General features: G+C 49.6%; 27 protein-coding genes. 6 read left to right on the top strand and 21 right to left on the bottom strand.

Annotated features, from left to right (window positions below; all coding sequences use genetic code 11):
* Positions 1-158: 158 nt before the first annotated feature.
* Together AYO36_RS01435 and AYO36_RS01430 are read left to right on the top strand one after the other, a co-directional pair.
* A complete protein-coding gene (locus tag AYO36_RS01435) occupies positions 159-1412 on the top strand; it encodes an SH3 domain-containing protein (RefSeq protein ID WP_064299331.1) in 1254 nt (417 codons plus the stop codon).
* A 146-nt stretch (positions 1413-1558) separates the two neighbouring features.
* Positions 1559-2164, top strand: a complete 606-nt coding sequence (locus tag AYO36_RS01430) for an AmiS/UreI family transporter (RefSeq protein WP_050678141.1) — start codon at positions 1559-1561, stop codon at positions 2162-2164.
* A 286-nt stretch (positions 2165-2450) separates the two neighbouring features.
* Here the strand turns inward: AYO36_RS01430 and AYO36_RS01425 are convergent, their stop codons facing one another.
* Genes AYO36_RS01425 through AYO36_RS01365 form a run of 13 tightly spaced genes read right to left on the bottom strand, consistent with a single transcriptional unit; the run spans position 2451 to position 16894 of the window.
* The gene (locus AYO36_RS01425; protein WP_064299330.1) at positions 2451-3347 is read right to left on the bottom strand and encodes an LCP family glycopolymer transferase; all 897 of its coding nucleotides are present in this window, start codon (positions 3345-3347) and stop codon (positions 2451-2453) included.
* 29 nt (positions 3348-3376) lie between these two features.
* Positions 3377-4120, bottom strand: coding sequence for a hypothetical protein (locus AYO36_RS01420; RefSeq protein ID WP_064299329.1), 744 nt, complete (start codon positions 4118-4120; stop codon positions 3377-3379).
* Positions 4121-4143: 23 nt separating this feature from the next.
* Positions 4144-5295 carry an aminotransferase class I/II-fold pyridoxal phosphate-dependent enzyme gene (locus AYO36_RS01415; RefSeq protein WP_064299328.1) on the bottom strand — a complete coding sequence of 384 codons (1152 nt, stop codon included), beginning with the start codon at positions 5293-5295 and terminating at the stop codon, positions 4144-4146.
* Positions 5292-6365 (bottom strand): lipid II:glycine glycyltransferase FemX, encoded by a 1074-nt coding sequence (locus AYO36_RS01410; RefSeq protein WP_064299327.1) that lies wholly within the window; start codon positions 6363-6365, stop codon positions 5292-5294. The genes AYO36_RS01415 and AYO36_RS01410 overlap by 4 nt, the downstream gene beginning before the upstream one ends.
* Positions 6346-6966 (bottom strand): sugar transferase, encoded by a 621-nt coding sequence (locus AYO36_RS01405; protein ID WP_064299326.1) that lies wholly within the window; start codon positions 6964-6966, stop codon positions 6346-6348. The genes AYO36_RS01410 and AYO36_RS01405 overlap by 20 nt, the downstream gene beginning before the upstream one ends.
* Positions 6967-6981: 15 nt before the next feature.
* Positions 6982-8091 carry a glycosyltransferase family 4 protein gene (locus AYO36_RS01400; protein WP_064299325.1) on the bottom strand — a complete coding sequence of 370 codons (1110 nt, stop codon included), beginning with the start codon at positions 8089-8091 and terminating at the stop codon, positions 6982-6984.
* Entirely contained in the window at positions 8079-9422 is a 1344-nt protein-coding gene (locus AYO36_RS01395) for a nucleotide sugar dehydrogenase (RefSeq protein ID WP_064299324.1), read from the bottom strand. Before AYO36_RS01395 ends, AYO36_RS01400 begins: the two co-directional genes overlap by 13 nt.
* Before the next feature lie 12 nt (positions 9423-9434).
* Entirely contained in the window at positions 9435-10784 is a 1350-nt protein-coding gene (locus tag AYO36_RS01390) for a phenylacetate--CoA ligase family protein (RefSeq protein WP_064299323.1), read from the bottom strand.
* Positions 10774-11808 (bottom strand): NAD-dependent epimerase, encoded by a 1035-nt coding sequence (locus AYO36_RS01385; protein WP_064299322.1) that lies wholly within the window; start codon positions 11806-11808, stop codon positions 10774-10776. The genes AYO36_RS01390 and AYO36_RS01385 overlap by 11 nt, the downstream gene beginning before the upstream one ends.
* Complete coding sequence (locus tag AYO36_RS01380; protein ID WP_064299321.1) at positions 11798-13084, bottom strand: glycosyltransferase family 39 protein; 1287 nt, start codon at positions 13082-13084, stop codon at positions 11798-11800. The genes AYO36_RS01385 and AYO36_RS01380 overlap by 11 nt, the downstream gene beginning before the upstream one ends.
* 12 nt (positions 13085-13096) lie before the next feature.
* A complete protein-coding gene (locus AYO36_RS01375; RefSeq protein WP_023469399.1) occupies positions 13097-14356 on the bottom strand; it encodes an oligosaccharide flippase family protein in 1260 nt (419 codons plus the stop codon).
* A gap of 15 nt (positions 14357-14371) precedes the next feature.
* On the bottom strand, positions 14372-16237 hold the full coding sequence (locus AYO36_RS01370) for a polysaccharide biosynthesis protein (protein ID WP_023469400.1): 1866 nt from the start codon (positions 16235-16237) through the stop codon (positions 14372-14374).
* A gap of 21 nt (positions 16238-16258) precedes the next feature.
* The gene (locus tag AYO36_RS01365; RefSeq protein WP_231884634.1) at positions 16259-16894 is read right to left on the bottom strand and encodes a YveK family protein; all 636 of its coding nucleotides are present in this window, start codon (positions 16892-16894) and stop codon (positions 16259-16261) included.
* A gap of 338 nt (positions 16895-17232) precedes the next feature.
* Between AYO36_RS01365 and AYO36_RS01360 the strand changes: the two genes are divergently transcribed.
* On the top strand, positions 17233-18501 hold the full coding sequence (locus AYO36_RS01360; RefSeq protein ID WP_064299319.1) for an O-antigen ligase family protein: 1269 nt from the start codon (positions 17233-17235) through the stop codon (positions 18499-18501).
* A gap of 28 nt (positions 18502-18529) precedes the next feature.
* Complete coding sequence (locus tag AYO36_RS01355; protein WP_029342637.1) at positions 18530-19288, top strand: homing endonuclease associated repeat-containing protein; 759 nt, start codon at positions 18530-18532, stop codon at positions 19286-19288.
* A gap of 64 nt (positions 19289-19352) precedes the next feature.
* Here the strand turns inward: AYO36_RS01355 and AYO36_RS01350 are convergent, their stop codons facing one another.
* Together AYO36_RS01350 and AYO36_RS01345 are read right to left on the bottom strand one after the other, a co-directional pair.
* Positions 19353-20348 carry an ATP-grasp domain-containing protein gene (locus tag AYO36_RS01350; RefSeq protein WP_064299318.1) on the bottom strand — a complete coding sequence of 332 codons (996 nt, stop codon included), beginning with the start codon at positions 20346-20348 and terminating at the stop codon, positions 19353-19355.
* A gap of 16 nt (positions 20349-20364) precedes the next feature.
* Complete coding sequence (locus AYO36_RS01345; protein ID WP_050678156.1) at positions 20365-20889, bottom strand: VanZ family protein; 525 nt, start codon at positions 20887-20889, stop codon at positions 20365-20367.
* 208 nt (positions 20890-21097) lie between these two features.
* Between AYO36_RS01345 and AYO36_RS01340 the strand changes: the two genes are divergently transcribed.
* Positions 21098-21517, top strand: a complete 420-nt coding sequence (locus tag AYO36_RS01340) for a helix-turn-helix domain-containing protein (protein WP_064299317.1) — start codon at positions 21098-21100, stop codon at positions 21515-21517.
* A 39-nt stretch (positions 21518-21556) separates the two neighbouring features.
* Here the strand turns inward: AYO36_RS01340 and AYO36_RS01335 are convergent, their stop codons facing one another.
* The 4 genes from AYO36_RS01335 to AYO36_RS16715 all read right to left on the bottom strand — a co-directional run bounded on the left by AYO36_RS01335 (position 21557) and on the right by AYO36_RS16715 (position 24168).
* Positions 21557-21868, bottom strand: coding sequence for a hypothetical protein (locus AYO36_RS01335; RefSeq protein ID WP_064299316.1), 312 nt, complete (start codon positions 21866-21868; stop codon positions 21557-21559).
* 141 nt (positions 21869-22009) lie between these two features.
* Positions 22010-22747 (bottom strand): class I SAM-dependent methyltransferase, encoded by a 738-nt coding sequence (locus AYO36_RS01330; RefSeq protein WP_064299315.1) that lies wholly within the window; start codon positions 22745-22747, stop codon positions 22010-22012.
* A complete protein-coding gene (locus tag AYO36_RS01325; RefSeq protein ID WP_064299314.1) occupies positions 22740-23945 on the bottom strand; it encodes a hypothetical protein in 1206 nt (401 codons plus the stop codon). The genes AYO36_RS01330 and AYO36_RS01325 overlap by 8 nt, the downstream gene beginning before the upstream one ends.
* 76 nt (positions 23946-24021) lie before the next feature.
* Positions 24022-24168, bottom strand: coding sequence for a hypothetical protein (locus AYO36_RS16715; RefSeq protein WP_156323178.1), 147 nt, complete (start codon positions 24166-24168; stop codon positions 24022-24024).
* A 147-nt stretch (positions 24169-24315) separates the two neighbouring features.
* Here AYO36_RS16715 and AYO36_RS01320 point away from each other — a divergent pair, with 147 nt between their 5' ends.
* Positions 24316-25194, top strand: coding sequence for a helix-turn-helix domain-containing protein (locus AYO36_RS01320; protein WP_064299313.1), 879 nt, complete (start codon positions 24316-24318; stop codon positions 25192-25194).
* A gap of 4 nt (positions 25195-25198) precedes the next feature.
* Here the strand turns inward: AYO36_RS01320 and AYO36_RS01315 are convergent, their stop codons facing one another.
* On the bottom strand, positions 25199-25549 hold the full coding sequence (locus AYO36_RS01315; RefSeq protein WP_064299312.1) for a hypothetical protein: 351 nt from the start codon (positions 25547-25549) through the stop codon (positions 25199-25201).
* 292 nt (positions 25550-25841) lie between these two features.
* Positions 25842-26015: a hypothetical protein gene (locus AYO36_RS16870; RefSeq protein ID WP_023469413.1), complete on the bottom strand. Its 174-nt coding sequence runs from the start codon at positions 26013-26015 to the stop codon at positions 25842-25844.
* Between the last annotated feature and the right edge of the window lie 53 nt (positions 26016-26068).

Genomic DNA, 26068 nt, shown 5'->3' with positions numbered 1-26068 from the left:
TTCCTCTGTTGCTTACATTCCCTATGATACGTCAATTGACACGAAAAGATGGAAATCGGGTCGTTACAGGATTCGAATTCCTTTTTTTGAAAAGAAGTGAATTTCCTTTTTTTGTTTTATGATAAAACCATATTTGAACAAGGAGGGAATGAGTTTTTATGAAGCGCTTGCTCCGTACTAGTCTTACGCTCTTATTATTGTTCGCTTTATGTCTTCCTGCCATACCGGCTCAGGCAGCCAGTTACCAAGTCGTCGTCACTTCGACGATTGGGGCGAACATCCGCTCAAAGCCGAGTACAGCCTCGTCTGCGACGATTGTCCGACGTGCCGCGTACAAGGCAAAATTCACAGCCGTCTCGTATACGAATGGCTGGTATAAGATCAAGGACGGAGGTACATATCGTTATCTATCGAACCAAGTCGCTAAAAAAGTGTCGAGTAGTTCCGTGAAGACGTACAAAATCGTCGTCTACTCGAAAGCTGGAGCGAACGTCCGGACATCACCAAGCACGGCCTCATCAAAGAACATCAAACGACTCGCATCTTACAACTCGAAGTTCAATGCAGTCTCGTACTCGAACGGTTGGTATAAGGTCAAAGGGAAAGTCAATTATTATTACGTCTCTAGCCAAGTTGCCCGAAAAGTGACGACGAGCAGCCCTAAACCGTCAAGCGGCAGTTATCCGGTTGCTTCGATGCGGTATTTCAAGCTTGGATCGTCAAGTTATCAATTGACGAAAGAAAGCTTCGTCCGCCGTTATCCAGCGAGTACGACGAAATTGTTGACGGGAATCGTCGCGTATGACGAAGCAGCACGTAAAGGTACGCTCGATCAAACGTTCACCCTGACGTCTTCAATGTTATCCGTTCCTGCAGGTAGCAGTGTCGCTGGCTTCCGTGCTGGCGATAAAGTCACGATGCGTCAACTCTTGAATGGGATGCTGATCCGCTCTGGTAATGATGCAGCAAAAGCGATCGCTGTCCGGACAGCAGGTTCTGAATCGAAGTTCGTCTCGTACATGAATAACCGTGCCCGTTCGATCGGGATGAGTGCGAGCCATTTCATGAACCCACACGGCTTCTATCATCCAAGTCATTACACGACGGCTGCTGATATGCAAAAACTCGCGAATACATATGCGAAGTACAGCGCGCTCATGACGATCAGTGGACGAAAATCATACCAGACGACTGTCAAAGGACCGTATGCACGGACATTGACGTGGTATCACACGAACACGTCACTTCCAGGTGATACACGTGTTTATGCGAGCAAGACCGGTTACACACCGGAATCTGGCTACACACGTGTCTTCTTCATCAAAAAAGGCTCGACGCGATATGGTCTTGTCACACTGAAAGGATCGTTGTCTCAAACCGAGACGACACTCCGCTCTGTCTTGAACCAATGATCTTTTAATCAACAACCTGATTCCCTTTCCGGGAGTCAGGTTGTTTTTCGTTTTGCCTCTAAAATTATGCTTGCGCTGAAAACGAATTCATCTTAGAGTTAAGTTTAGAATCAGACGTCTGACGTCTTAATGAAGGAGAGTTTTACGTGGGAAATGTCAGTTTGTTATTTGGGGGCGTCGCGCTCTTTTTAAATAGTTTGACCTTGTTCGGAAAAGTCGATCTCCGTAGCGCTGGTGTCTTCAGTCTCATCACCGGTTTATTGCAGACGTTCATCGCAACCTATCTCGTCATCGGTGCAGCTGGTGATCCGGCGTTGACGTTCGGATACGCGAGCATCTATCTGTTTGCCTTTACGTACGTTTACGTCGGAATCACGTTCTTGTTCAATCTCGACGGGAGCGGGGTCGGTTGGTTTTCTTTGTTCGTCGCGATCGCCGCATTATTTTATGCGTTCGTCAGTTTCACGACGAATGACATCATCGGCGGTGTGACCTGGTTGTTCTGGGCATTGCTCTGGAGCCTGTTCTTCCTCGGAATGGGGATGAATCGCCCGATTGATGCGATCACTGCCCGCGTTGCCCTCGTCTTGAGCTGGTTGACGTTGATCGTACCGGCACTGATCGGGCTTCGATTCGGCTACTTTAGTTCGGCATACCAGTGGTTATGGAGTGGTGCTGCTGTTCTGACTGCTGTCTATTTCCTCTATACGATGATGAAATTCTCGATGCTGCGGACGATTCGCTCATCATAATAGATACATGACACTAAGTTGCTAATATGAAAAAGAGGTTCGTTTCCCGATCATCTTCTGGGAACGGACCTTTTTTCATTCGATGAATACAGAACGCTAAAATCATCCGCGACTCCTACAGGAAAAGAAAGTGCATCAGCACTTTCGTCAGGGATGGATCAGACCCGGCAAATCGCATGTAGTGCGAGCTGCCGCGGCTGATTTCCCGCCTGAGGAAAGCGAGGATGATTTTAGCGTTCGTTTCGTCATCAATCAGAACTGATGTCGTTTTTTCGCGTTATTCTCATCATTTCAATGCTTCCTGCAGTTGAGCTTGAACTTCTTTCAACGATTTATCGGTCGGATGCCAGTAGTAGATTCCGTCCGATTCGATACCACCTTTCCCTTCGAGTGATAAGGTCTCGACATTTCGTAAAGCATCTCGGTAATCTGTCGCAACGGTCCGAGCAACGGAAAACGGTACGTTCGTCTTGACGTTTTTCCCGAGTGCTTCCAGGACGGCATTGAAGCGACGAATCGAAAAGTCCTCCGTCATCTTATCAGCGACCGCCTGAACGACTTGCCGTTGACGGATCTGTCGTCCGAAATCTCCGCGTGGATCATCATAGCGCATCCGCGCATAGGCGAGTGCTTCCTTCCCGTTCAACGACAGTTCCCCTTTTGGAAACTGCATCTCATAATACGAGAAATTGATATCGTTCTCGACGGTGACACCATCGACGGCATTAACGAGATCCGTGAAACCGTCTAGATTGATTTCTGCAAAATAGTCGAGTCGGATATCAAGTAGATGACTGACTGTATCAAGTGCCATCTGTGGACCACCAAAGGCATAGGCATGATTGATTTTATCGTTCGAACCATTACCGATGATTTCTGTCTTTAAATCACGTGGGATACTGATCATCTGGCTCTTATTCGTCTTCGGATCAATCGTCACGACGATGATCGTATCACTGCGTCCCGTCTCGTTTTTTCGTTGATCCACCCCGAGTAAGAGAAACGAGAGTCCTTTTTTCTGTTCGACGGCCTTCTCTGTCTCGATGCTTGCCTTTACTGGCACCTGTACTTGGACTTCTTGCATCGTCCGACTCGCTTTTTGGTAAACGTATCCGCCTGAACCGAAGAGAAGGAGCAGGCATATCCCCGTCAGTGTCAACACGATCCATTTCCACTTCTTCATCATCCATTCTCCTTTTCTTCGATCTGAATTCAGGACGGTCTCTGCGCTTCAAGTACGAGCAAAGCATTGCGCCAGCTACCGAACAAGGCGGTGATGACACCGATGCTTGGTGCATCACGACCGATGCTGAACCGTTGGTAACTTGCGATCGTCAGATTTTCCGTTTCTTGCGCGGCTGCAGCAAGTACGTCGAGTACTTCCTCTTCTCGCCAGCGTTTCCGCGGGAATTCGATGCCGATGATTTCAAGGGCGTTTGACCAAGAGCCGTACCGGCGGGCAATCGTTGCGACGGTCGGACGATTTTGACCAGCCGCCCACTTCGTGTAGGTCTGGCTCGTCAAGACCGGCAAGGCACCTTGCGCTTCAAGTAATGACTCGATGATCCGTTGTTCCATTTCCTGGACGCGTTCCTTCAAGATATCTGCTTCTGACAATGCCTGCTGCCACGAGTTGAATTGATGGACGATATCCGTCAGGCTAGGTGCTTGCTTTTGCTGAGCCCATTCGCGGTACGTCGCGCTCGTGAAAGGATCGAGTTCCTCTCGTGCCTGACGCAAAGCGTCAATGATTTCCGACTTCGTGAACGTCAAGCGGGCATGTCCGATGCCAGCTCGTTCCAAGGCGATTTGCCACGACCCAAACAGCATCAGGATTTCCGCGACGCTTGGATGAGTGGTGTTTAGTTGCCAGCGGAAATAGGTATTAGCCGTCAATTCATTTTTCCCGTTCGCAGCGAGACGGAGTGCGTGGATCGCTTCCTCCATATCGCGCATGACGATGTCCCCTTCCCATATATTCATGACTGGACGTTCCGGCGTACGGTCGTCTGCAAGGCGTGACGAACGTTTCGGATGACGACGGCTTGTTCGGTGAACGTCATTTGTGAAGCAGACGGAAGGCAGATTCCGTCTTCAAACAGGCGACGGCTGATATCATCTCCTTCTGCTGTGACAAATGGTACGTCGCGATAGACGGGCTGTAAGTGCATCGGCTTCCAGACCGGACGGGACTCGGCATTCGCCTGTTGTAGCGTCTGGATCATCGCGTCGCGTTGCACTTGACCACCTGGTAAGAGGAAAGCACTGAGCCAACGGTTGGCGAATGTTCCGGTCTGCTCGACTTGCGACATGACGCCGTCCGGTGCAAAGGCACGATCGTAACGATCAAAGATTTTCCGCCGCGCATCGACGCGTTGATCGATTACTTCGAGCTGTCCGCGTCCAATCCCAGCAGCGACGTTGCTCATCCGGTAGTTGTAGCCGACTTCCGTATGCTCGTAATGGAGGACCGGTTGTCGTGCCTGTGTTCCAAGATAGAAGGCGCGTTCGATCAAGGCTGGATCATGTGCGACGAGCATTCCGCCGCCTGACGTCGTGATGATCTTATTGCCGTTGAATGAGTAGATCCCGAACGTCCCGAACGTCCCCGTCATCCGTCCGTTGACGCGTGTCCCGAGTGACTCTGCCGCGTCTTCGATCAACGGAACATCGTACTCTTCACAGAGCGCAGCGATTTCCTCGATTTGCGCTGCAACGCCGTACAGATGAACGACGATGACGGCTTTCGGAAGTCGCCCCCGTGTTGCCGCTTGGATCAACGCGCGTCGGAGTGCGACGGGTGACATGTTCCACGTCTCCTCTTCCGAATCGATCAGGACGGGACGGGCACCGACGTAGCGAATCGGATTCGTCGAAGCGATGAACGTCAAGGACTGACAGAAGACGTCATCCCCCGTCGTGACACCAAGCGTCGCGAGTGCCAAGTGAATGGCTGCCGTACCACTGCTCGTCGCAAGCGCTGCGCGAGCTCCCGTGTATACTTGCATCTCTCGTTCGAAGGCGTCGACGTTCGGTCCAAGCGGTGCGACCCAGTTCGTCTCGAGTGCTTCCGTGACGTAACGTGCTTCTCGGCCACTTAAGTGCGGGATGGAGAGCGGGATGTGTTTCATGATGTTTCCTCCCTTCGAGGTGACAGCTGACGGAGCGGCGTCCGGTAGATCGGGAACCACTGTCCTGTCTCGACTTCCGGATGTTGTCGTTTGATTTGTCGTTCGAGCCGGTCATAAATCGTCGGATCAAGAATCGATGTCCCGAGTACGAAAAACGTTCGATTCGCTTCACCAAAGGATCGTTTGTAGGCGAGCAAGCTATCCTCATCGGATCGTGTCGTTCCGCCACCGAGATGCAGCGCTTGAAGACCAGCTTTTTTTGCCCAGCGAATCATCTCCGCGAATAATAGGTGATTCGGGCGAAGCGACAAGTAGGCAGGATCTGAAGCACCGAGATGATAATGTGCGAACTGTCGACCCGTCAAGACGATGCATCCAGCGATGATTCGTCCCTCTTGTTCGGCAAGCAACAGGACATTTTTGATCCGTCCTTCGGCGAAGTGATTGAAGTAGGTCTGATCAAAGTAATACCGCGCATCGGCTTGGTGTTTATCCATCGTCATCTGGTAAAGACGGGCGAAGTCGCGGTACTCTTCCGGACGTCCGAGGCGAATCGTGACCCCTTCGCGACGTGCCTTCCGGATGTTGCGGCGTGTCATTTGCGAGAATCCACCTTCGATCGTCTCAAACGGATCTGTCAGCTCAAGTGTCACGGTCGGCTGCAAGATATTCGTTTGATGGCACCAGTGTTGACCAAGTTCCTGGTTGTGTAGCAAGGGGTGGAAACGAACCGTCTCGGTGACGATTCCGGTTTCACTACAGTATTGTTCGAATCGCGCGCGGGCTTCGCGAATCTGATCGAGTGACCAGATACCTGTGAAGTAAGGACCACCGTAGCCGTACGGTGTCGTGATGTCTTCAAAGTGTGTGCCTGGAATCGGTCGCCGCAAGTACGGATAGATCAACGTTCCGAACTCCGTCGGATAATAAAATAATTCAGGAATCTCGTCGTGTTCCTTCGCAAGTTCGAAGTAAGCATGTTCGTAGTAACAATCGAGTTGATAGGTTGCGACGAGCGCGTCCCATTCCCGTGGATCCCGAATCAATCGTTCATCGCTTAGCGACATCATGGGGAACACCTCCGTCGAGACCCTTGAACTCACCCATACCGGTCTGGTGAGCTGTTGAGTTCCCTTCTGACGAGATGACCATCTTGAACGTCTTAAACAAGATGTAGAGATCAAGTCGGAACGTATGATGTGCTGCGTACCATTGATCTTGCTCAAGACGTTGTTGCCACGTCGTTGCATTGCGGCCATGAATCTGTGCCCAGCCTGTCAGACCAGGCAGGACATCGTGACGTGTCATCTGCTCCTTTGTATAGTGGTTGAGATAACTGACGAGCAAGGGACGCGGCCCGACGAAACTCATCTGTCCGCGAAGGATGTTAACGAACTGCGGAATCTCATCGAGACTTAAGCGACGAATCCACTCGAGCGATGCTGGAATCCGGTCCGCATCTGGGAGCAGGTGTCCTTCGGCATCCGTTTCGTTCGTCATCGTGCGGAATTTATAGATTTTGAACAGCTCGCCCTTATAGCCAGGGCGGACTTGATTGAAGAAGATCGGTCGCCCGAGTTTTGTGTAGATGACTAAGGCGACGAGGGCGTAGACGGGAATCAGAATCAGGATGGCGATGAGACTAACCGTGAAGTCGAATGTGCGTTTCATGATGACGTCCTCCTTTTACATAGCTGAAAAGAGATCAAGTTGTCGTTTGATGACGTCGGCTTCGTTGAAATGTTTCATGGCACGGTCAAATCCGTTCCGCCCCATCTCGTTGGCACGGTCCGGGTGTTCGACAAGTGTGTTCATTCGTTTAGCAAGTTTTGCGATGTCGCGGACTTCGACGAGATATCCCGTTTTCCCCTCGACGACCTCTTCACGGCAGCCGCGGATATTTGTTGCAATGACGGGCTTTGCGCTCGCCATCGCTTCAATGATTGATCGTGGAACGCCTTCGCGATGCGACGGTAAGACGAAGGCATCGACTTGTTGGAACAAGCTCGGTACATCTTCGACGAATCCGAGGTAATCGACGTTTGGAATCTCACGAATCCGTCGTAAGAAGAGATGCTTCGTCGTCTGATCGCGCTCGCTTGCCATCATCTCACCGGCAATGACGAGACGGGCTTCCGGATGACGATAGACGACATCCTCGAACGCATCGAGCAGTTCGAGAATCCCCTTCTCTTCGACGATCCGACCGATGAACAAGAACGTAAACGGTGCGCCTGCTTCACGCGGGCGTGGATAGAAGCGCGTTAAGTCGATGCCATTTCCAAGGTGCATCAGACGCGTATTTGCTTTGAAGCGTTTGCGCTGGGCGAGTTGATAATCTTCCTCGCTTTGAAGGAGCAGATAATCGGTTGCGAAACGCGCCAGCCACTTCTCGACGGAGTATGTCAGCTGATACGTCATCCGCCCCATCTTCTCGTGGAAGTAAAAGCCGTGTGCCGTATAGACGATATGCTTCGTCCCGGCCCGCTTCGCGGCAACGCGTCCGAGGGCGGCGGCGACCGGTGTGTGGACATGGACGGCGTCGTAGCCGTCCTCCTTCAAGATTCGTGTAATTTCTCGGATCGTCCGCCAGTTACTCGTCCAGTCGATCCGGCGCTCGATCGGAATATCGTGCATCCGAAAGCCTTTCGCTGCGAGTTTTGCTGAGGCACCGGTGTCGGCACAAGCGATACCGACGTCGTGCCCGGCGTTTTGTAAAGCGAGTAAGAGTGGCTGCAACATCGTCTCTGCCGTCGTATCGAGAGCACAGACTTGAAGAATCTTTAGAGGCGCCATACGTGGACCCCCTCTGGCTGTTCTGACCGTGGCAACATCCCTTTGATGTCGACGACGATGCCGCGTCCGACTTTGAGTAGATGTTGTGCTAGATTCCAACCACCTTCGACGTATTCTTCGTGCGAGACGGCGAAGATGACGACGTCCGCCGGTTTAAGTTCGCTCATTTCGAGCAAGTCGATGCCATACTCACGTTTCGCCTCACTCTTTTCGACGAGTCGGTCCGTTACTTGGACGTCGATGCCGAACTCTTCGATTTCCCGGACAAGGTTCGCGACTTTCGAGTTGCGGATGTCGCTGACGTTCTCCTTGAACGATAAGCCGAGGATCGTGACGCGAGCGCCGAGGACCGGCATGTTTTGTTTAATCAAGTTCTTGACGAGCGCTGTTGCGATGAAGCGTCCCATCGTATCGTTGATCCGGCGTCCTGCAAGGATGACTTCCGGATGATAGCCGAGTGACTCGGCTTTCATCGTCAGATAGAATGGATCGACGCCGATACAGTGACCACCGACGAGACCTGGACGGAACGGAAGGAAGTTCCATTTCGTTCCGGCTGCTTCGAGAACTTCGAGTGTATCGATGTCCATCCGATCGAAGATGATTGCCAGTTCGTTCATCAAGGCGATGTTGAGATCGCGTTGTGTGTTTTCGATGATTTTTGCCGCTTCCGCGACCTTGATCGACGACGCACGGTGGACTCCGGCTTCAACGACCGCTTCGTAGACTTCAGCGACGATGTCGAGTGTTTGTTCATCCTGGGCCGAGACGATTTTTTTGATCGTCTTGAACGTGTGCTCATGGTCGCCCGGGTTGATCCGTTCCGGTGAGTAGCCGACGAAAAAGTCGACGCCAGCGCGTAAGCCGGATGCTTCTTCAAGAACGGGAATGCAATCTTCTTCCGTCGCTCCCGGGTAGACCGTCGACTCGTAGACGACGATGTCGCCTTTATTGAGCTGGCGACCAACAAGATGTGAGGCCCGCAAGAGTGGCGTTAAGTCCGGCTGGTTCTGCGCATTGATCGGTGTTGGAACGGCGATGATGATGAAGTCGCTTGCTTGCAGTGCTGCTGGATCAGAGATGTAATCGACGGTTGCGTTCTTCAACGTAAACGGACTCAGTTCGAGTGTTGCGTCGATGCCTTCTTGCAGCTCTTGGATTCGTTGTTCTTTGATGTCAAAGCCGATCACGCCTGTTTTTTCACCGAACGCGACGGCGACGGGAAGTCCGACATACCCGAGTCCGACGACGGCAATCGAACGGTTGGCAATGGGAAGTGCACCGGTATGGGCTGCTGTCGTATCTACGATGTGTTTGACTGCCTTGTTCATGGTGGGTTCCTCCTATTTCATCGACTGTTTGACGATCAACGTTTTTCCGTTCGGTTCTTGTTTGACTTGTTCGACCGGCTCGAGAACGATCTTCATCCCGGAGCCGAGCAACTTACGCATCTCGTTCAAGAGGATCTGTTCGTGTTTCGGATGGAAGCGTTTGGCGTCTGGAATATACCGGAGTGTCACGTGATTCAACGCGTGCTGCTCGACTTGAAGTCGCAAGACCGAGTTCGGTAGTTCGCGGGCAATCGTCGTGATGTCCCCTTCGAACACTTTGCCCCGCTTTTCGCTGACGATGTAACTCGTTCCCCGACCATCGATCGAAGCGATGACCGGTCCGTTTAAGCCGCAGCTACATGTCTCGTCACTCAGTGTCATCCGGTCACCGATCCGGTAACGAATCAGTGGCGTGCCGCGTGTCGTAAAACACGTGACGACGACTTCGCCGTCCTCTCCATACGGTTCGATGATGCCCGTCTCATGATGCAGATGAAGTTTTCGATGACTGCATTCTGAAATGATCGGTGCGCCTTCCGATGAACCGTATTGATCAAAGACCGGTGCGTTGAAGGCTTCCTCGAGAACCGAGCGCATCTCCTCCGTCACCGTTTCCGATGTTGGGAAGATGGCAATCAGCGGACTCTCCAGTCGAATGTGATGCTTCAGCATATAGCGGGCGATTTCGACCATCGCCGTCGGTGTGCCATCGAGCGCTCGTGGCTGGAAGCGATTCAACTCCTCGATATAAGCGGGAAAGTTCTCTTCCTTCATGTGAAAGATTGAAAGCAATAACTGATTGAGTGGTCGGTTCATCCGCCAGAAGATTGGTTTCTTTTGATCGACGGCTGTCAGTGTCCGACCGGTGAAGCTCGCTCTGCGCATCCCGGCATGGAAGCCATGACGTTCCTTGAAGTAGTCGAGATGAGCCATTCGTTCCTGGACGTCCTCGCGCATGAACGCGACTTGGAGCGACTTTCCGCTCGTTCCGCCCGTTCGCCCTCGGACCGGCGCATCGACGCGGGACATGAATGCATCGTTATTTTGGCGGAGCGTCTCTTTTTCAAGGATCGGGATTGTCTTCAACTGCTCGAGTGACGTCAACGGTAACTGGATGTCATGTTCGTGAAAGAGTTGCGTGTAGTATGGTGTATGCGTCACGACGAAAGCGAGAAAGGCATTCAGGCGATCGAGTTGTTCCGCTTTATAATCCTGCGTCCGATCCTTCATCCGAAGTTCCTTCATCTTCTGTTCATAGAAGGGACCGTATCGTTCTTGCATTAACTTGCGACCATATAACGATGTCAGCCAATTTTGGATGAAGATCGGAGAGCGGTAGTAGAATTCCTCCTTAAGCGCCATCTTGGATTTCCCCCTTCAGCAAGTAGTGACTCTCATACCAGTCGATGAATGCGTTGACACCGGCTTCGACCGTCGTCTGTGGACGGTAGCCGATCGTCTCGAACAGTGAGGAGACGTCAGCAAAGCTTTCTGGAACGTCGCCTGGCTGTAACGGCATCCCGTTCTTGATCGCGGTCTTACCGAGGCGTCGTTCAATCAAGGCGACGAATTCATTTAAGCGAATCGGGCTATGGCTACCGATGTTGTAGACACGATACGGAACGTTACTGCGATCCGGTAAGGGATTCGAGGCATCGAACGCTTCGTCGACTTCCGGTTCAGTCTGGAACAGGCGATAGATACTTTCGATGATATCGTCGACGTAAGTGAAGTCCCGTCCCATCTCACCATAGTTGTAGAGATCAATCGGTTCGCCCTTCGCAATTGCCTCCGTGAACTTGAACAGTGCCATATCCGGGCGTCCCCACGGACCGTAGACGCTGAAGAAGCGAAGTCCTGTCGTCTTGATCCCGTAGAGACTGCTGTAGGTATGAGCCATCAGTTCGTTCGCTTTTTTCGAAGCGGCGTAAAGACTTAGCGGATGATCGACGGCATCCGTCGTCGCGAACGGCATCTTCGTATTCGATCCGTAGACGGAACTGGAGGAAGCGTAAATCAATTGTTCGACTGGGTAATGCCGACACGCCTCTAGAATCGAGAGAAAGCCGACGATGTTTGACGTCATGTAGACGTCCGGTCGATCGATGCTGTACCGTACCCCTGCTTGTGCTGCCAGGTGGAGAACGAGATCGATCGATTCCTGTTCGAAAATCTGCGCGACGGCTGCCGTCTCTTCGAGTGAGACCCGGTAAAACGTGTAGTTCGTTCCGAGTTCAGCGAGCCGTGCTTCTTTTAACGTCGGGTCGTAATAGTCGTTCACTTCATCGAGTCCGATGACCCGGTAACCCTCCCGGATGAAACGACGTGCGGCGTGAAATCCAATGAAGCCTGCGATACCTGTAATTAAGATCGTTTTATTCGGCACGGTGTTCGACCTCCTCGAAGTAGTGGCGCGCTTGCCAGCGCATGTAGTGAACGGATGTGTAGACGATGAGTAACATCGGGAACAACTTATACCGGTGTCGGATGGCCGTTCCGACATTGCCGGTTCCAAGACCGAAGATGACGGCGTTAAGCGCAAAGAGAAGGAAAAAGAAGAAGAGGACGCTGCCGAACGGATGCTGACGGATCAGTTTAAAGGACCGGACGATCGCAAAACAGGCGATGAAGTAGAAGACGGCGTCAAGGAAGAAAATCAGAATGTTCATGACGCTCGACCATTGCCACGGGAACGGTGAGAACAGAAAGTAGATCGTCCGAATCGGTGAGTAGAGAATCATGTCAGCTGGACCTGTCACCATCAATCCGTTCAGATAAGCGGAGCCGCCACGGTCGTAACTCATCCCGCTGAATAACTGTCCGTTTTCTGAGACGTGAGTGAACTTCGCGAACAAGACGTCCTGGAAGCTGTAGACGATGAAGCCGACGATCAGCACTTGAAAGATCAGTCGTTGCACCTTAGTCGGTTCAAAGTCCATTCGTCGTGTCTCATGGCTATAAAACGAGAAATAGACGAGTAAGACGATGATCCCGACAGCAAGACCGGAGTGGAACATCGTACTGACGAAGTAGCCGAGATACGCGAGCGTCATATACCATCCGGACTTCTCTTCCGTCCAGCGCACCATGTAGTAGAGTGTATAGACGATGCCTAGGGCGACGATCTGGTCACGCAGGAGAATCGGTGAGAGCAGCAACCCTTGTGGGAAGAACGCAAAAATCAGTGTTGCTGCGAACACGTATCGTTCCGGTAAGCGTAACCGTTGCAGCGTCTTCGCTAGGATGACGACAGCGACGACGCCGAGAATGACGTTCAAGAACTGAGCGAGAATCCGTTCTGGACCGAACATCAGGTAGAAGATTCCGAGAAACTTGGAATAGGTGCCGCGAACGACATCATTGAAGGTCGACGGATCAGTGAAGATTTGTACACCTTCGAGATGAAAGGCTTCCGTGTCGTCACCACTGTGTGGTGGTAAACGGAACAGCTCGAGATCGATGAACATCAGGACCAATCGGACGAAGAAAGCGGTGATGAAGACGAGAAAGAGTGGCGTCGTCTCTGCCTGACGGAGCAGATAATAAAGAAACAACACCGAGTTGATGAGCAGCAAGGCGGTCACGTAGGTGTCCGGGAAGAGCGACCGGGCGAATTGACAAACGAGCGCTTCGATGACGATGAGTAGTAGGATTGGTCGCATCTTCTTCCCTCCTTAACTGCTTTGTTCGACGACGAGCGTAACGTCCCGTGGATATAAAGACCGATACAGTGCTGGTAATAGCAGGACGATCTGAGTGACGGCGCAGAGGGTGTAAGCGATCGTCGCACCGTATAGACCATACAGCGGAATCAACAGGCTACAGGCGATGAGATTGACGACGACACTGCCGAAGATCGAGATCGTCTGGATCCGGAACTGCTGGAAGCCGGTCAAGAGTGCCTGAATGACGGTCGAGTTGTAGAAAAAGAGTGAGGCGACCATCATCAAGACGAAAATCAGATGATATTGAACGAACGACGCGTTATAGAAAATCGTCAAGCCCCACTTACCAAAGAAGATTGCTCCGATGATCAACAGGATCCCGACGACGTTCGTCATCAGTAACATCGAACGAGTCAGCTTGCGCAGTTCCGGTAAACTTTGGCGTTCACCCGTCTCAGACGAGAAGTTCGGTAGCAAGACGGCAATCAAGGAGTGAATGAACAGACTACCAAGTACGAGTAGATAGGCGATGCTGGCGTAATAACCGAGCTCTTCCGTTCCGATTGCGTGACCGACGAACAATCGTGGGATGTTTGCGTTCAAGGCGATCAGGAGAGCGACGAATCCGAGTGGCATCGCCTTAAGGAACAGCTCCTTACCTGATCGGTACCGTAAGTCGAGTGCTTGATTGTCAAAGCCGCGACCGACGCGGCGAATCGTCGGTAAGTCGTATGCGAGTAGCATGATCAAGTTTCCGGCGATCAAGGCGAGTACGAATCCATGAATCGAATGGGTCGTAAAGAGGACGAGTGCTGCGCCCGAGACGTTCAAGAGACTCCGGAAGATTTTCGAGACGGCGACTTCCTTGAAGGCAGTGTGTCCTTGCAGGAAACCATAAGCGAGATCAGCGAATGACTCCATGTATTTATTGAGGTAGACGAGCAGTGTCAGGAGTAAGATGTCCGCTTCACCGAAGAAATAATAGACACCAAGGAGGACGAACACACCTGCCGAGAGGAGTGAAAAACGAGTCTTGATGAAGAGCCAGAAGTTCGTCAGACCAGCCCGTTCTGCCGTCAGGATCGTACTGGCGTTCAGCCAACAGAACATGACGATCGGTGCGGTGATGGCAAGGGCGTAGTTGAAATAACCGATGTTGAGCGGTGTACTCCATTTGATCAGGAGCGTCAAAATCATCCATTGATGAAGCGAATACGCCGTATCGGCAATGAAGATGAGATTGAAGCGGGACAGCCGGGCCGTTTTCATCGTTCTCCCTCCTCTCTATTTGCGAGCGATCCGCATCGTCGGTGCGACCGGGTCGGCATCGGTTTCGTTCGTGACGTCTAACAAATACTGGCGAAGTACCTCGTCCTGTCCGAGCGCTTGGGCGATCTCACGCAAGTACGGGTCGACGGATCCGAAGGGACGTGTCTTACCGACAAGAATCTTGTCGAAGACGAGTTCGTCATGCACTTCATCGCGAGCGAGCAGTTCCTCGTAGAGTTTCTCGCCTTTTCGAATGCCGCTGTAGACGATTGGGATCTGCTCTTCCGTGAATCCACTCAAGTGAATCAAGTTCTTCGCTAGTGTCGTGATGTGGACCGGTTCACCCATATCGAGGACGAACACTTCGCCACCTTTCGCGAGGACACTCGCTTGAATGACGAGACGACTCGCTTCCGGGATCGTCATGAAGTAACGTGTCATCCGGGGATCGGTGATCGTAATCGGTCCGCCTTTCGCGATTTGTTCTTTGAAGAGTGGAATAACGGAACCGCGGCTCCCGAGGACGTTGCCGAATCGGACGACAGCGAACGTCGTCTCGCTGTTACGCGCCATCTGCTGGATGACCATCTCGGCGATTCGTTTCGTCGCCCCCATCACACTCGTCGGATTGACGGCCTTATCGGTCGAAATCATGACGAAGCGTTTGACACCGGCTGCTTCCGCCGCTCGAGCGACGTTGCGTGTTCCATAGATGTTGTTCTTGACGGCTTCGCTTGGGTTATCCTCCATCAGCGGTACGTGCTTGTGGGCTGCCGCGTGATAGACGAGATCTGGTTCGAACCGTCGCATGACTTCAAGCATCCGGTCACTGTCCTGAACATCGGCGATGACGGATTCGAACTGGATGTCTCGACTGAGACACTCGAGCTCCCGGCGGATCAGGTAGATGCTGTTTTCGCCGTGTCCGAGAAGGATGAGCCGTTCAGGACGGAAGCGAATCAGTTGCCTGCAAATCTCGGAACCAATCGAACCACCAGCACCGGTGACGAGGACGGTCGCGCTATGAACGCTTCGTTCGATTTCCGTAATATCGAGTTCGACCGGTTCCCGACCGAGTAAATCGGCGATTGAGACTTCACGGATTTGTTTGATCGAGACCTTTCCGGACGCCAGTTCGACGAGCATCGGTAACGTATGCGCTTCGACTTGGGTTTGTTTGATCCGGTTCAGCAATTCAACCCGCTGCGGATAAGGTAACGATGGGATTGCCAGGACGACCGCTTCAATTTTTTGTTCCTCGATGATGCATTCGAGTTGGTCGATTGCTCCGATGACGGGAACACCGTGAATCCGCATCCCGCGTAGTTCAAGCGAATCATCAAGTAAGCCGACGACGTTTAAGATGTGCGACTTCTTTTGCTTCAGTTCTTTTGTGATCATCTGACCGGAAGCACCGGCACCGATAATGAGTGTTCGTTTGCCGAGCGTCTTATTGTCAGGAACGAGTCTTAAGCTACGTCCACGAATCAACAGACGGACGAATAAGATACCGTTCAAGACGAGTCCGGTCTGCAAGAAGATCGCTCGTTCGACCGCGAAGTCGAACAACGCGTATTCAAGACCAAGTAAGACGAAACTGCTGGCGAGAACGACGACGAGGAGAACGGCGAGATCACGAAGACTCGCGTAACGCCAGATGATTTGATAGAAGCGCATCCAGTGTGCAACGAACGTAAGGGCGACCCACTGGATGAGAGCGATTTCGAGTGCGTCCTGCAACTCGAAGTTGACGGTGAGATGGAGCGGATTAAAGAAGTAGAACGTAACGACAGTCGCGAGTGCGATGATTCCGGCGTCGATCAGGCGAAGGAGTCCGATCTTCAACTGCCGACGGTACGGGGTGAGCGGGGAATGCTGCATGACGGTGTCTCCTCTCCTCTCTCATGAATGACTGCGGGGAATCGCTTTCGGATAACTATCAGTGGATTCGCGTGTCGCTTCCTTTTTGCTTAACGAGCGAGAATAAACGATCAAGAGTCCGAGCATCAGACCAAGGACGCCACCGATGCCTGTATTCATCAGAATGTTCGGTGACACGGGTTTCGTTGGAATCCGTGCGCTCGAGAACACTTCCGTCTTACTCGTGTTGATCAGTTGCGGGAGGTAATCCTGGAAGACTTCCGTCATCGTATTCGCCTGGATAGCTGCCTGCTCCGCTGAACGATCCTTGACGGATAAGGCGATGACTTGCGAATCGAGATTGCTCGAGACCGTCAGACGATCCGTCAAATCGAATAACCGCTTGTCGGTGACGTTCATCTTTTGGGCGACCTGATCGACGACCTCTGGGCTTCGTAGGATATCTTGATAGGTACTGACGAGTGTCGGCGTCGATGTCGCCTCTGCGTTCGCTTGAGGAACGACGAGGATGTAGGCTGTCGCCTCGTATGTCTTCGGGATGACATACGTGCTAAGCGCATATCCGGCTCCCGCAAAGAGAATCATGAAGAGTGCGAGTAACCACCAGCCGCGTCGGAGCGTCGTCAAATGATCTCCGAAGGTTTTTCTTTGATGCATCGAGCTCACTGTTGTTCACCTCTTTCTGACTTGACCGAATGGATGGACATTGGTTATGTCTACACCTTATTTCCAATCGGTTCCTAAAACAATTAGAGCTTGGTGGAAATGATTATATTTTTTTCGGTAGCTATCTCGCTTGCGTGACACTAGTTCACAGCATGAATTCATATCACAAAAAAAACGCGATTCACGAAAAAATGATCACGGTTTCCTTAATATTTTTTCATTTATCTGCATGATGTTTTGAAAGATAAGGGTAAATACCAATTTGATGATTAAAAAGTGCTTAAATCGGTAATAAGTCCTATATGAAGGGTGGATAGTCTTTAGAAATCATGTTAAAATCAGCCAATATACCCATATCGTTTGCCTTATCCATCCTAGTCGTTTGGATCATGCTCGATGCTTGGATTCGTCCCTTATCGTTTACGGACGAAGTGTTGCCGAAACAGTGGTCTCTTTGGTTGCTTCCCATCTATATCGTTCTGTTCAGCGTCTGTTGGTTCATCTTACGACCGTTCTATCGTGCCAATCGAGCGACTGGGCATCAAATTGTAATCATTTTTCTGATTTATCTGACATTTCATATCATTTTTTTCTTTTTTAACGCGAATACGGATCGTGTTCTCGCTTCGCTTTACCTCATCTCGACTTGGCTATTCGTTGGCATCGTCTCTTCGCTCTCGCGTACATCGATCGAACAATGGCAACGGCTTTTGTGTCACTTTCTTTATGGACAGACCGTCTTTCTCGCTTCCTATGCCCTCATCGTCTCATTTGGTTCAGAGTATATCCCGGTCGAAAACCTGCAATGGCTTCGGATCGGTCCCTTATCGTTTCCACAATTGTACGTCGGGGAACAAGGCTCATTCCTTCGCCTCGCTGGTCTGATGAACAATCCGAATACGTTTGCAGCGTGGCTTGTTCCAGGCGGACTGTTTGCTTGGTTCTATCTACTCAAACAGTTCCCACGTCGGCAAAGCTTTCTACATGCTGTTCTCCTCCTTCTCATCACCATCGCCCTACTTCGAAGTGGTTCGCAGACAGGAATCTATTCTTTTCTCCTCCTTGCTCTCTTGACGAGTATTCGAATGGTTGAAGGGACGAGACGCAGGATGCAGGTGACAGCATGTTACGTAACGGGAAGCTTGATTCTCCTAGCTGTCTTTGCGTTTCAAGGACTGCTTCCCCGTTTGCTCAGTCTCAACGGACGATTTACGCTTTGGCAAGCAGGATGGCGCGCTTCCACTGATTCGCTTTGGTTCGGACACGGGATTGGAAGTGCCCCACGCGGTCTGCAGGAACAACTGAACGAACAAGTTCTCTATACGTTCCACAGCACACCGATCACCCATCTTTATGAATTCGGACTCATCGGTTGTTTGCTGTACGGTGCAGTCTTTCTGTATCTGTTCTATCGACTGTTTCGGATTCAGACGACGGATCTCACTTTTCTCGCCCTGTTGCTTACTGGCTGGCTCGGACTACTTCAATTCACGGAAAGCATTCTCGTAAGACCGAGTGGATTTTATTTCATTTGGCTCAGTCTTCTCGCTTATACGTCGCTTCGTCGACTTCCACCTCACGACAGTACCCACACCTAGAGCACCTACACGAAAGGGGTATGACATCATGAAGAAATGGACAGAACAACAAGTCATCGATAGCCTAATCGAAGCTAGTATCGAATATCCCGCTCTCGACGCAAAGACGTATGCACGTTGGTCGATTGGAAAAGATATTCCGTCGATCACGACGATCATCAATGTATTCGGCTCTTGGCGTGAAGCACTCCAAGCGGCCGGTCTCTCATCGATTCGTCCGTACTTTTCAGATGAAGAGATCCTTGCTTTCATCAAGGAAGCATCGACACGCTTACACCCTTTCCATAGCAACAGCTACCGGGAATGGGCAAAGGCGAAACATGGACCATCCTTGACATTGATCAACTTACGTTTCGGTTCTTGGTCACGTGCGCTCGAAGAAGCACAGATCGAGATGACACGTTCCATCTCGATGACGGAAGAACGCATCATCACAGCCTTACTCGAAGCTTCCGATGTCCTCCCCCGTCTGACGACACAGACGTATGCAATTTGGGCACAGGAAAATGGACATCCGACAGTCGCGACGATTGCCCGTAAATACGGTTCATGGGCAGATGCCCTCGCTTGCCTCGACATCGCACCGCCTCGCCGGAAATGGGTCGAAGAAGATGTCCTTGAAGCACTGCGGCAGGCGCAAGAAGAATTACCTTCCCTCAGTATCATTCATTATCGGAAATGGGCAGAAGGTCGCTCGGTTCCGAGTACCTCGACGATCAACGCCCTCTTCGGTAGCTGGACCTCCGCCGTGCAATGCCTCAAGCGTGCACGCGTCTCTCTTTCTTGATTCTGCTCTTCTACCTAAAAGGAGTGACCCGGTATCACTACCGGGTCACTCCTTTTTCGCGCGCTTATGGTTTTTTAATTTGCTCAAGGAGAGACGCAGGCAACAGCGTCACCGTGTCGTGTTTCAATAAATAGATGTCTTCCGCATAAGCTCCGATGCGTCGGGAATTACGTTGTCCCTGCAGATTGTTTCGGATCGCTTTCGGAAAATTGACGCCGCATTCATAAGCATGTGGATATCCCCCACCGAATCGCGGATTGATCTCTGATAAGTAGAGCGTTCCGTCAACATCAAACAGGTCGAAATCAAGCGGACCGACAAGACCGGTTCCATGTAAAACGTGTTCGACCAGTTCAAAGACATCGTCGCGTTTGATGGAGCGACTCTTATCCGTTTCCCCTGCACGCATGACGAGTTTCTCCTTAATGAAGATATCCGTCACTTCATGCGTCAACCAGTCGACATAGACGTCAACACCGAGCTCCTGTCCTCTTAAGTATTCTTGAATCAATAAATCCGGATGAACAGCAAACAGTCCTTCAACGACTTCAAGGGAGGAGACCGCCTGGACATGGAGACTGGCACTCCCATTGCGTGGTTTGACGAAGACCGGGAACTGGACCTCCCCTTGCGCAAGCGCGCTCCGGAATGCTTCGAGCGTCACATATGTCCGCGCATGCGCAATCCCTTCCGCGACACAATACGTATACATCGCGTACTTGTCGAAACAGAGACGACAGGCATCCATCGGTGAGACGAGGACCGTGACACCGATGGCTTCAAACCGTTCCGTCGCCGCTGCGAGCAATTCCAGTTCAGGATCAATCAATGACAATAGCGCCGTCACCTGTTCGCGCTGACACAACTCTAGCAAATGATCGATATAATCCGGTGCATCAATGCAGGGAACGAGATGATGGCGTTCTGTCATATAGAGACCCGGTGCGAGTGAACTACAATCCGCAGTACTGACGTGACCGTCCGGCATCTCACGGACGAAATACTCGACTAGCTTCGTCCGGCGACCGACGCTCGTCATCAACAAATGGGAAGTCTTCATAGGGCAGTCTCCTTCGTTAAAAGTGATGCCTGTTCTTTTCGTGCTGGAAGGAAACACTTCCTGCTTGGCGTCGTACTTTTTTCCTATAGATGAGTAAATAACATCCGATTCCAATCAAGGCGCCAGTTCCATCGAGTAAGACGTCTTGGATGAGTCCCGTCCGGTCCCCTGTCAAGATTTGATGAAATTCATCAAAGACAGCGACCATGATCGCTAACGAATAGGCGAACAAGACGGCAAGTCCTGGTGTCAGACGACGACGTGTCAAATCAATCAATCCGATCCCTAATACGAGAAATGTCGAGACATGGGCAGCTTTTCGGATGAAAAACTCAATGAAGCCACTTCGTCCAAGGGCAGCGACACTAACTTCTCCATGATAGGAAAAGGAGATGAAACGCAGATGATCGACGAATCCTAACGGAATGAATCGCGATAACCCTGGTTTGATGGATTGCGCTTGATACGGCATCGAACTTGAGATGAAGAGGATCAATAGAACGGCAAGGACGACGTAGCCGGACCACGTGATTTTTTTCATGAAGACACTCCTTTTTTAATATCATTTTACAATAGCATAGACCCCAGAAAATTGGCGGATTCTTTCTAAAATTCAATTTCTAGTTTAACCCATTTCATTTTTTTAGTTTCCTTGAAAAACGATATTTTACATTTCACAGGTTTCTTTTATAATGAAAGTGGTTAATTAGTACTATACACGATGACCTGAAGAATAGGAGTGGAGTGCCATGAATCGTGCACTAGGTAAAAAAATCATGCAATTGCGCAAACAACACAAGTATACTCAAAAGTTTTTAGCTGAACGGTGTGGGGAAACAGCAACGGACATCTCCGCTTACGAACGTGGTCAGCGCATGCCCTCTCCTCAAGTCCTAGAACGATTAGCTCTTGCTTTAGACACGACGGTCATTGATCTCATCGATCCGAAGTATGTACAGCATCCTTCGTTGAATGAATTCATGCAACAAGCGCTTGAACCCTCGCAACCGCTTGATCTGAAGCTCATTCTCGAGGACTTACTCGTTCACCTGAGTTTATCGAAGGAAATCTATTTTGATGGTCGCCTCGTCTCAGCGGACGTCCGAGATGAGATGGCGACGTCCATTGATCAGGCATTAAAACGAGGGCTTTCCTCCATCGAGGCGTAAAAAAAGGAATCAAAATCAGCAGATTTTGATTCCTTTTTCTTATTCCGTTTGAACGATATGGTCAATGTACAATTGTCCGTCTTCATATGTCGCTTCTAGTAACTGACGAAAAAACGTATTCTCACTTGTTTTCTCGGATACGAATACGCGTGCGTAGCGCTGATGCGCCTGCGCGAGTACGCTGAATTTCAGGGTACGGACCGGTGAAGAGAAGAACAATTGTCGACCGGGATGCCCAAAGGCGTCCGTTGCTTTCGATTCTTCTAAGAAGTAAAAAGATTCATCTGGAAACAAGGTCTCAATGAACGATAAACAGCTTTGCTGAAAGGTACTTCCGCTCTGATTTTCCATGATGTGTCTGGCTCCTCTTTCTCATGATGTACTTCGAATCGTGAAAAGGAAACTACTGTATCTCATTACCCAGTCTTTAGACCTATTCAAACCAGTATATTACATATATTTTTCTTTTTATTATCACATTATATTTTATACTTATTGTTTTTCGAACTCCAGCACGAGTGTCGTCTTTCCTTCGTACAAAAATTGTCCACGATAGCGCGATAGCGTCGCAAATTCAAACAGCGTGTTCGGTTCATACAAATATTCGACCGCATAACTGATTTTTTCCTCATTCTCCGATTTGAGATAGGCGTTGAACAATAAACGTTCACCGTCGACTTGATAGCCATAGAACAGCAAAGTTTTTTGAAAACGTCGCGTCGCGATCGGATGAGCGATCGATTTTAGATGATCGACGCGATACAAGGACACGAGCAAGCGTCCACTTGGTCGCAGCAATTGACGGATGTTTCGAAAAAACAACAAAAGCTCTCCGCGCGTATAACGTAAAATCGTCGTTCCCGGTAAGATGATTCGATCAAAGTACTCCGGACCGACGACGTCCGTCACGTCATGACTCCAGCCGTAAATCTTATGTTGATACTTCTCCGCAATCTGTTTCGTCCGGGCAGCTTCCGGTTCGATCAGATAAAGATCATACCCTTCATCCGACAAGAGATTAAAGAGCGCCGGATCAAACGTTCCATGAAACAGGATCCGCTCCCCTTTTTGTAAATAACGCCGATACAGCATCAGCTCATCGACTTCATTTAACTGTTGCGCTTCCTGATACAGTTGACCGAATCGTTCATCTGCCTGAACATGATTCAGTACCTGGACGCGCGAGTAGCTCCCTTTACGCAAGAATGGACCAAATAAGACATCACCCATGATACATCAACTCCTTGTAGTGCTGAATCGCTTCTGCATAATCTGCGCCCAGTCGTTCCGGTAATACGTCGAACTGCTCCTTTTGATCCGCTTCGAGAATCCAAAGGAACGCTTCGTTCGTCTCAAATAAGCGTAACGTCGTCCGGTCGAACGCAAAACAGCCTTCCTCGTTTTGAATGCCGATTAACGTCAACGGTCCGATTCGCCCGGACGTCCGAGGCAATTCGAGATCAGAGTACGGTGTGATGAAACGGCTCGTTCCCTGAAACGTTCCTGCCAGTTGATACAGTAGAGGAAACAGCTCCAGTTCAGTTTGTGATGCAAGCGCGTCAGGTTGAGGTTGCTGTTCTCGGAATGACTCGATATCAACGGAGATATCTGCACTCAACTGAATCGTCTTCTGTCGATCGGCGTAAATCCCGTCCGCAAAGAAGAACAGTCGATGCGAGACGCGTAATCCACTTAACGTCGCATAATCGAGGATCCCCATCGATTGATTGTTTTGAATTCGTCCCGTTTGTTGCCAGTCCACTAATCGCTCTGCTAGCGCGTCACGCGATAAGACCGTTAGTTGCGAATCAAGCGAGGGAGAAAGACGATCGGAAAACGTCAACAGAATCGGTGTCCGACTCATCAGTTCGATGATCGGTAGATCGTGGCGCATCGGATGATCAAAATAGATGACACTGTTGATCGTCATCGCCTGGAAATTGCTTGCCGGAATCTTCTCCAGTAATGAGCTGTCTTCGATGTAGACATGACGCAACGGTTGCGGATGATGTGGCACCGACGCTGGATACACACCTGTCATCAATGAGAGAAGCGCATGATGGACAGCTGGAACGGATGCAGAATCAGGCATGTCTTCCTGCGGTAAGAAGAGACCATTCAGGAAATCCGGTTGTCCAAACAGGACTTCTCCATTTGGACGAATCAAGTGGAACTGAACATGCAACATCTCGTGTTGCAAATACGCAACGAGTCGTAACGTCCGTTCGCCTTCCCCTTGGAGGACGAAGACGTAATGCTCATACTCCTGAAAATCCATATAGTCGAGTAAATCATGGAACGTATGTGTGTCGTAATCAAACGCGTCGAGCGAAATACGGTGCGTCTCACAAAACGTTTGCAGATCAAGCGATGGTAGAGAACGTTGCAGCCAGCCGTCTTGTTCCGATAAAAGCGATAATCCGATCATGTCCTCTCTCCTTTCTCATCAAATGATTGAAAAAAGGGCTTCATTCTAATAGCCGAATGAAGTCCTTTTGTGTGGATTAAGCCGATTTAACGTTTGCCTTAGGTTTCGTAGCAGTCCGGTCCATTTCCCGATGAGCGAGGGGGGCGACGGAGACGGTAGCAGGATTGAGACACCAAGCGCATGAAGTCATGTTACGTCGCGTTTCTTTTAAGATGAGTGTCATGGTTGTACCCCTTTCTAAATCAAGTGAGATGGTCGTTGAAACATTGATACGAAATCAAGTAAATCAGTAGTATCTAGTTTGGTTCGCTTCTATAATAGAAGTTGATACCCTATACCAGTTCAATCTCCACGAAAGGACGAGGAGCCGATGGATCAATTCATGTCACCGCAAATCGGCTTAGCATTACGCCGACTGCGGAAGAAACATAATCTGACACAAAAGGATTTAGCGAACGGAATTTGCAGTCAAGCAGAGATTAGTAAGATCGAGAGTGGTACGCATTCACCGACAGTCGAATTGCTGTATGCGTTATCGCGTCGATTACAGGTTCCTATAACTGCATTTCTTAATAACAGTAACTCTCATGTTGACTCTCTCCGTCTAACAGATGATCGATTATTGACTGCTTTTCAAAATCAAGAGTATGAAATGATTTATCGAGAATCTCAAGAAAAAGTAAATACAATGAGTTTTGATGAAGAATTAAGGTCACTTTACTCATACTATCTTCATATAAGTGCATATCGTATGAATAAAATAGATTACCGAACTTGTATAGTAGAATTACAATTACTCGCAGAAAAATATTCAACTATCTATTTTTCACCTAAAATGTTAGTTCGATTAAAATCAGCAATCGCTACTCTCTATTATGAAAAAAAGAACTATTTGTATGGTCTTAAAGTGTATGAAGAATTAATTAACTTGAAGTTTGATAGTGACGAACTACTGGTAGAAAAAATACGAATTTTATATAATACTTCAAAAGTCTTGATTGATTTAAAAAGACCAACCGATGCTTTAAAATACATCAATGATGGCATCTTACAATGCTTACGATTTAAAGATATGTCATTACTAGGTCAACTTTATTATCAAAAAGCTTATGCCTTAGAACTCATGGAAGAAGAATTAAGTTTGATAAAAGACTCTTATCAAAAAGCTTATCTTCTATTTGACATACTGCAAATGAATGAGTATAAACAAATTCTTTTAAATGGAAAAAGCCAATTCATTGAACAGTAACAGATTAAGCAAGTGGTTTTACTGAAAACTCTGCTGGAAGATCATTTTTCGCAACTTGCTGCACTAAAAACTCTGCTGGAAGATCATTCTTCGCGACTTGCTTTACTGAAAACTCTGCTGGAAGATCATTCTTCGCGACTTGCTTTACTGAAAACTCTGCTGGAAGATCATTCTTCGCGACTTGCTTTACTGAAAACTCTGCTGGAAGGTCGTTCTTCGCAACTTGCTTCACTGAAAACTCTGCTGGAAGGTCGTTCTTCGCAACTTGTACAGTATTATTTGATACTGACACACCAAGTCCTAATACTAATAAAGCACTTGTGCTTGCTACGACTAATTTATTTTTCAAGTTCATTTAAATAACCTCCTATTATTTTTCGTATGGCTTCGTAACAACATCATATAACCTTAGACCCCCTCTGAATATTCGAATACGAATAATTATGGTATTTTACACATTATTTTCACTTTGCATGACTTTTGACTCGAGTCATATGTCCTGAATACTGTGTGTTTTTTACAAATCATCCGTCAATGTGTCGAACTTGTGTATGAAAATAGATTTTTTTGAATATTCCATCACGATGAAATTCCGTAACAGACAAAAAGAGAGCTCATCCAACTCCTACGAGTCGAACGAGCTCTCTTTATTTTGAGGATTGTCGTAACGCGATGACGTAAAAGATACCGAGGACGACAATCACACCTAGTAGTATTGAACTAATCGTCGTTCGCGTTGACGTATCCGGCATCCATATCCCAAGTCCTAAATTGATTGCTGCGATAATTAAGACGAGCCAAACAATCGTACGTGGTCGCATATCGATCTCCTTTCTGGTCTACTCTGCCGTCCGATCACCGAATATGCTATGGT

This window comes from Exiguobacterium sp. KKBO11, from assembly GCF_001644945.1.
In the GTDB taxonomy this organism is placed as follows: domain Bacteria; phylum Bacillota; class Bacilli; order Exiguobacteriales; family Exiguobacteriaceae; genus Exiguobacterium_A; species Exiguobacterium_A abrahamii.
This window is presented reverse-complemented; position numbering and strand designations above follow the sequence as displayed.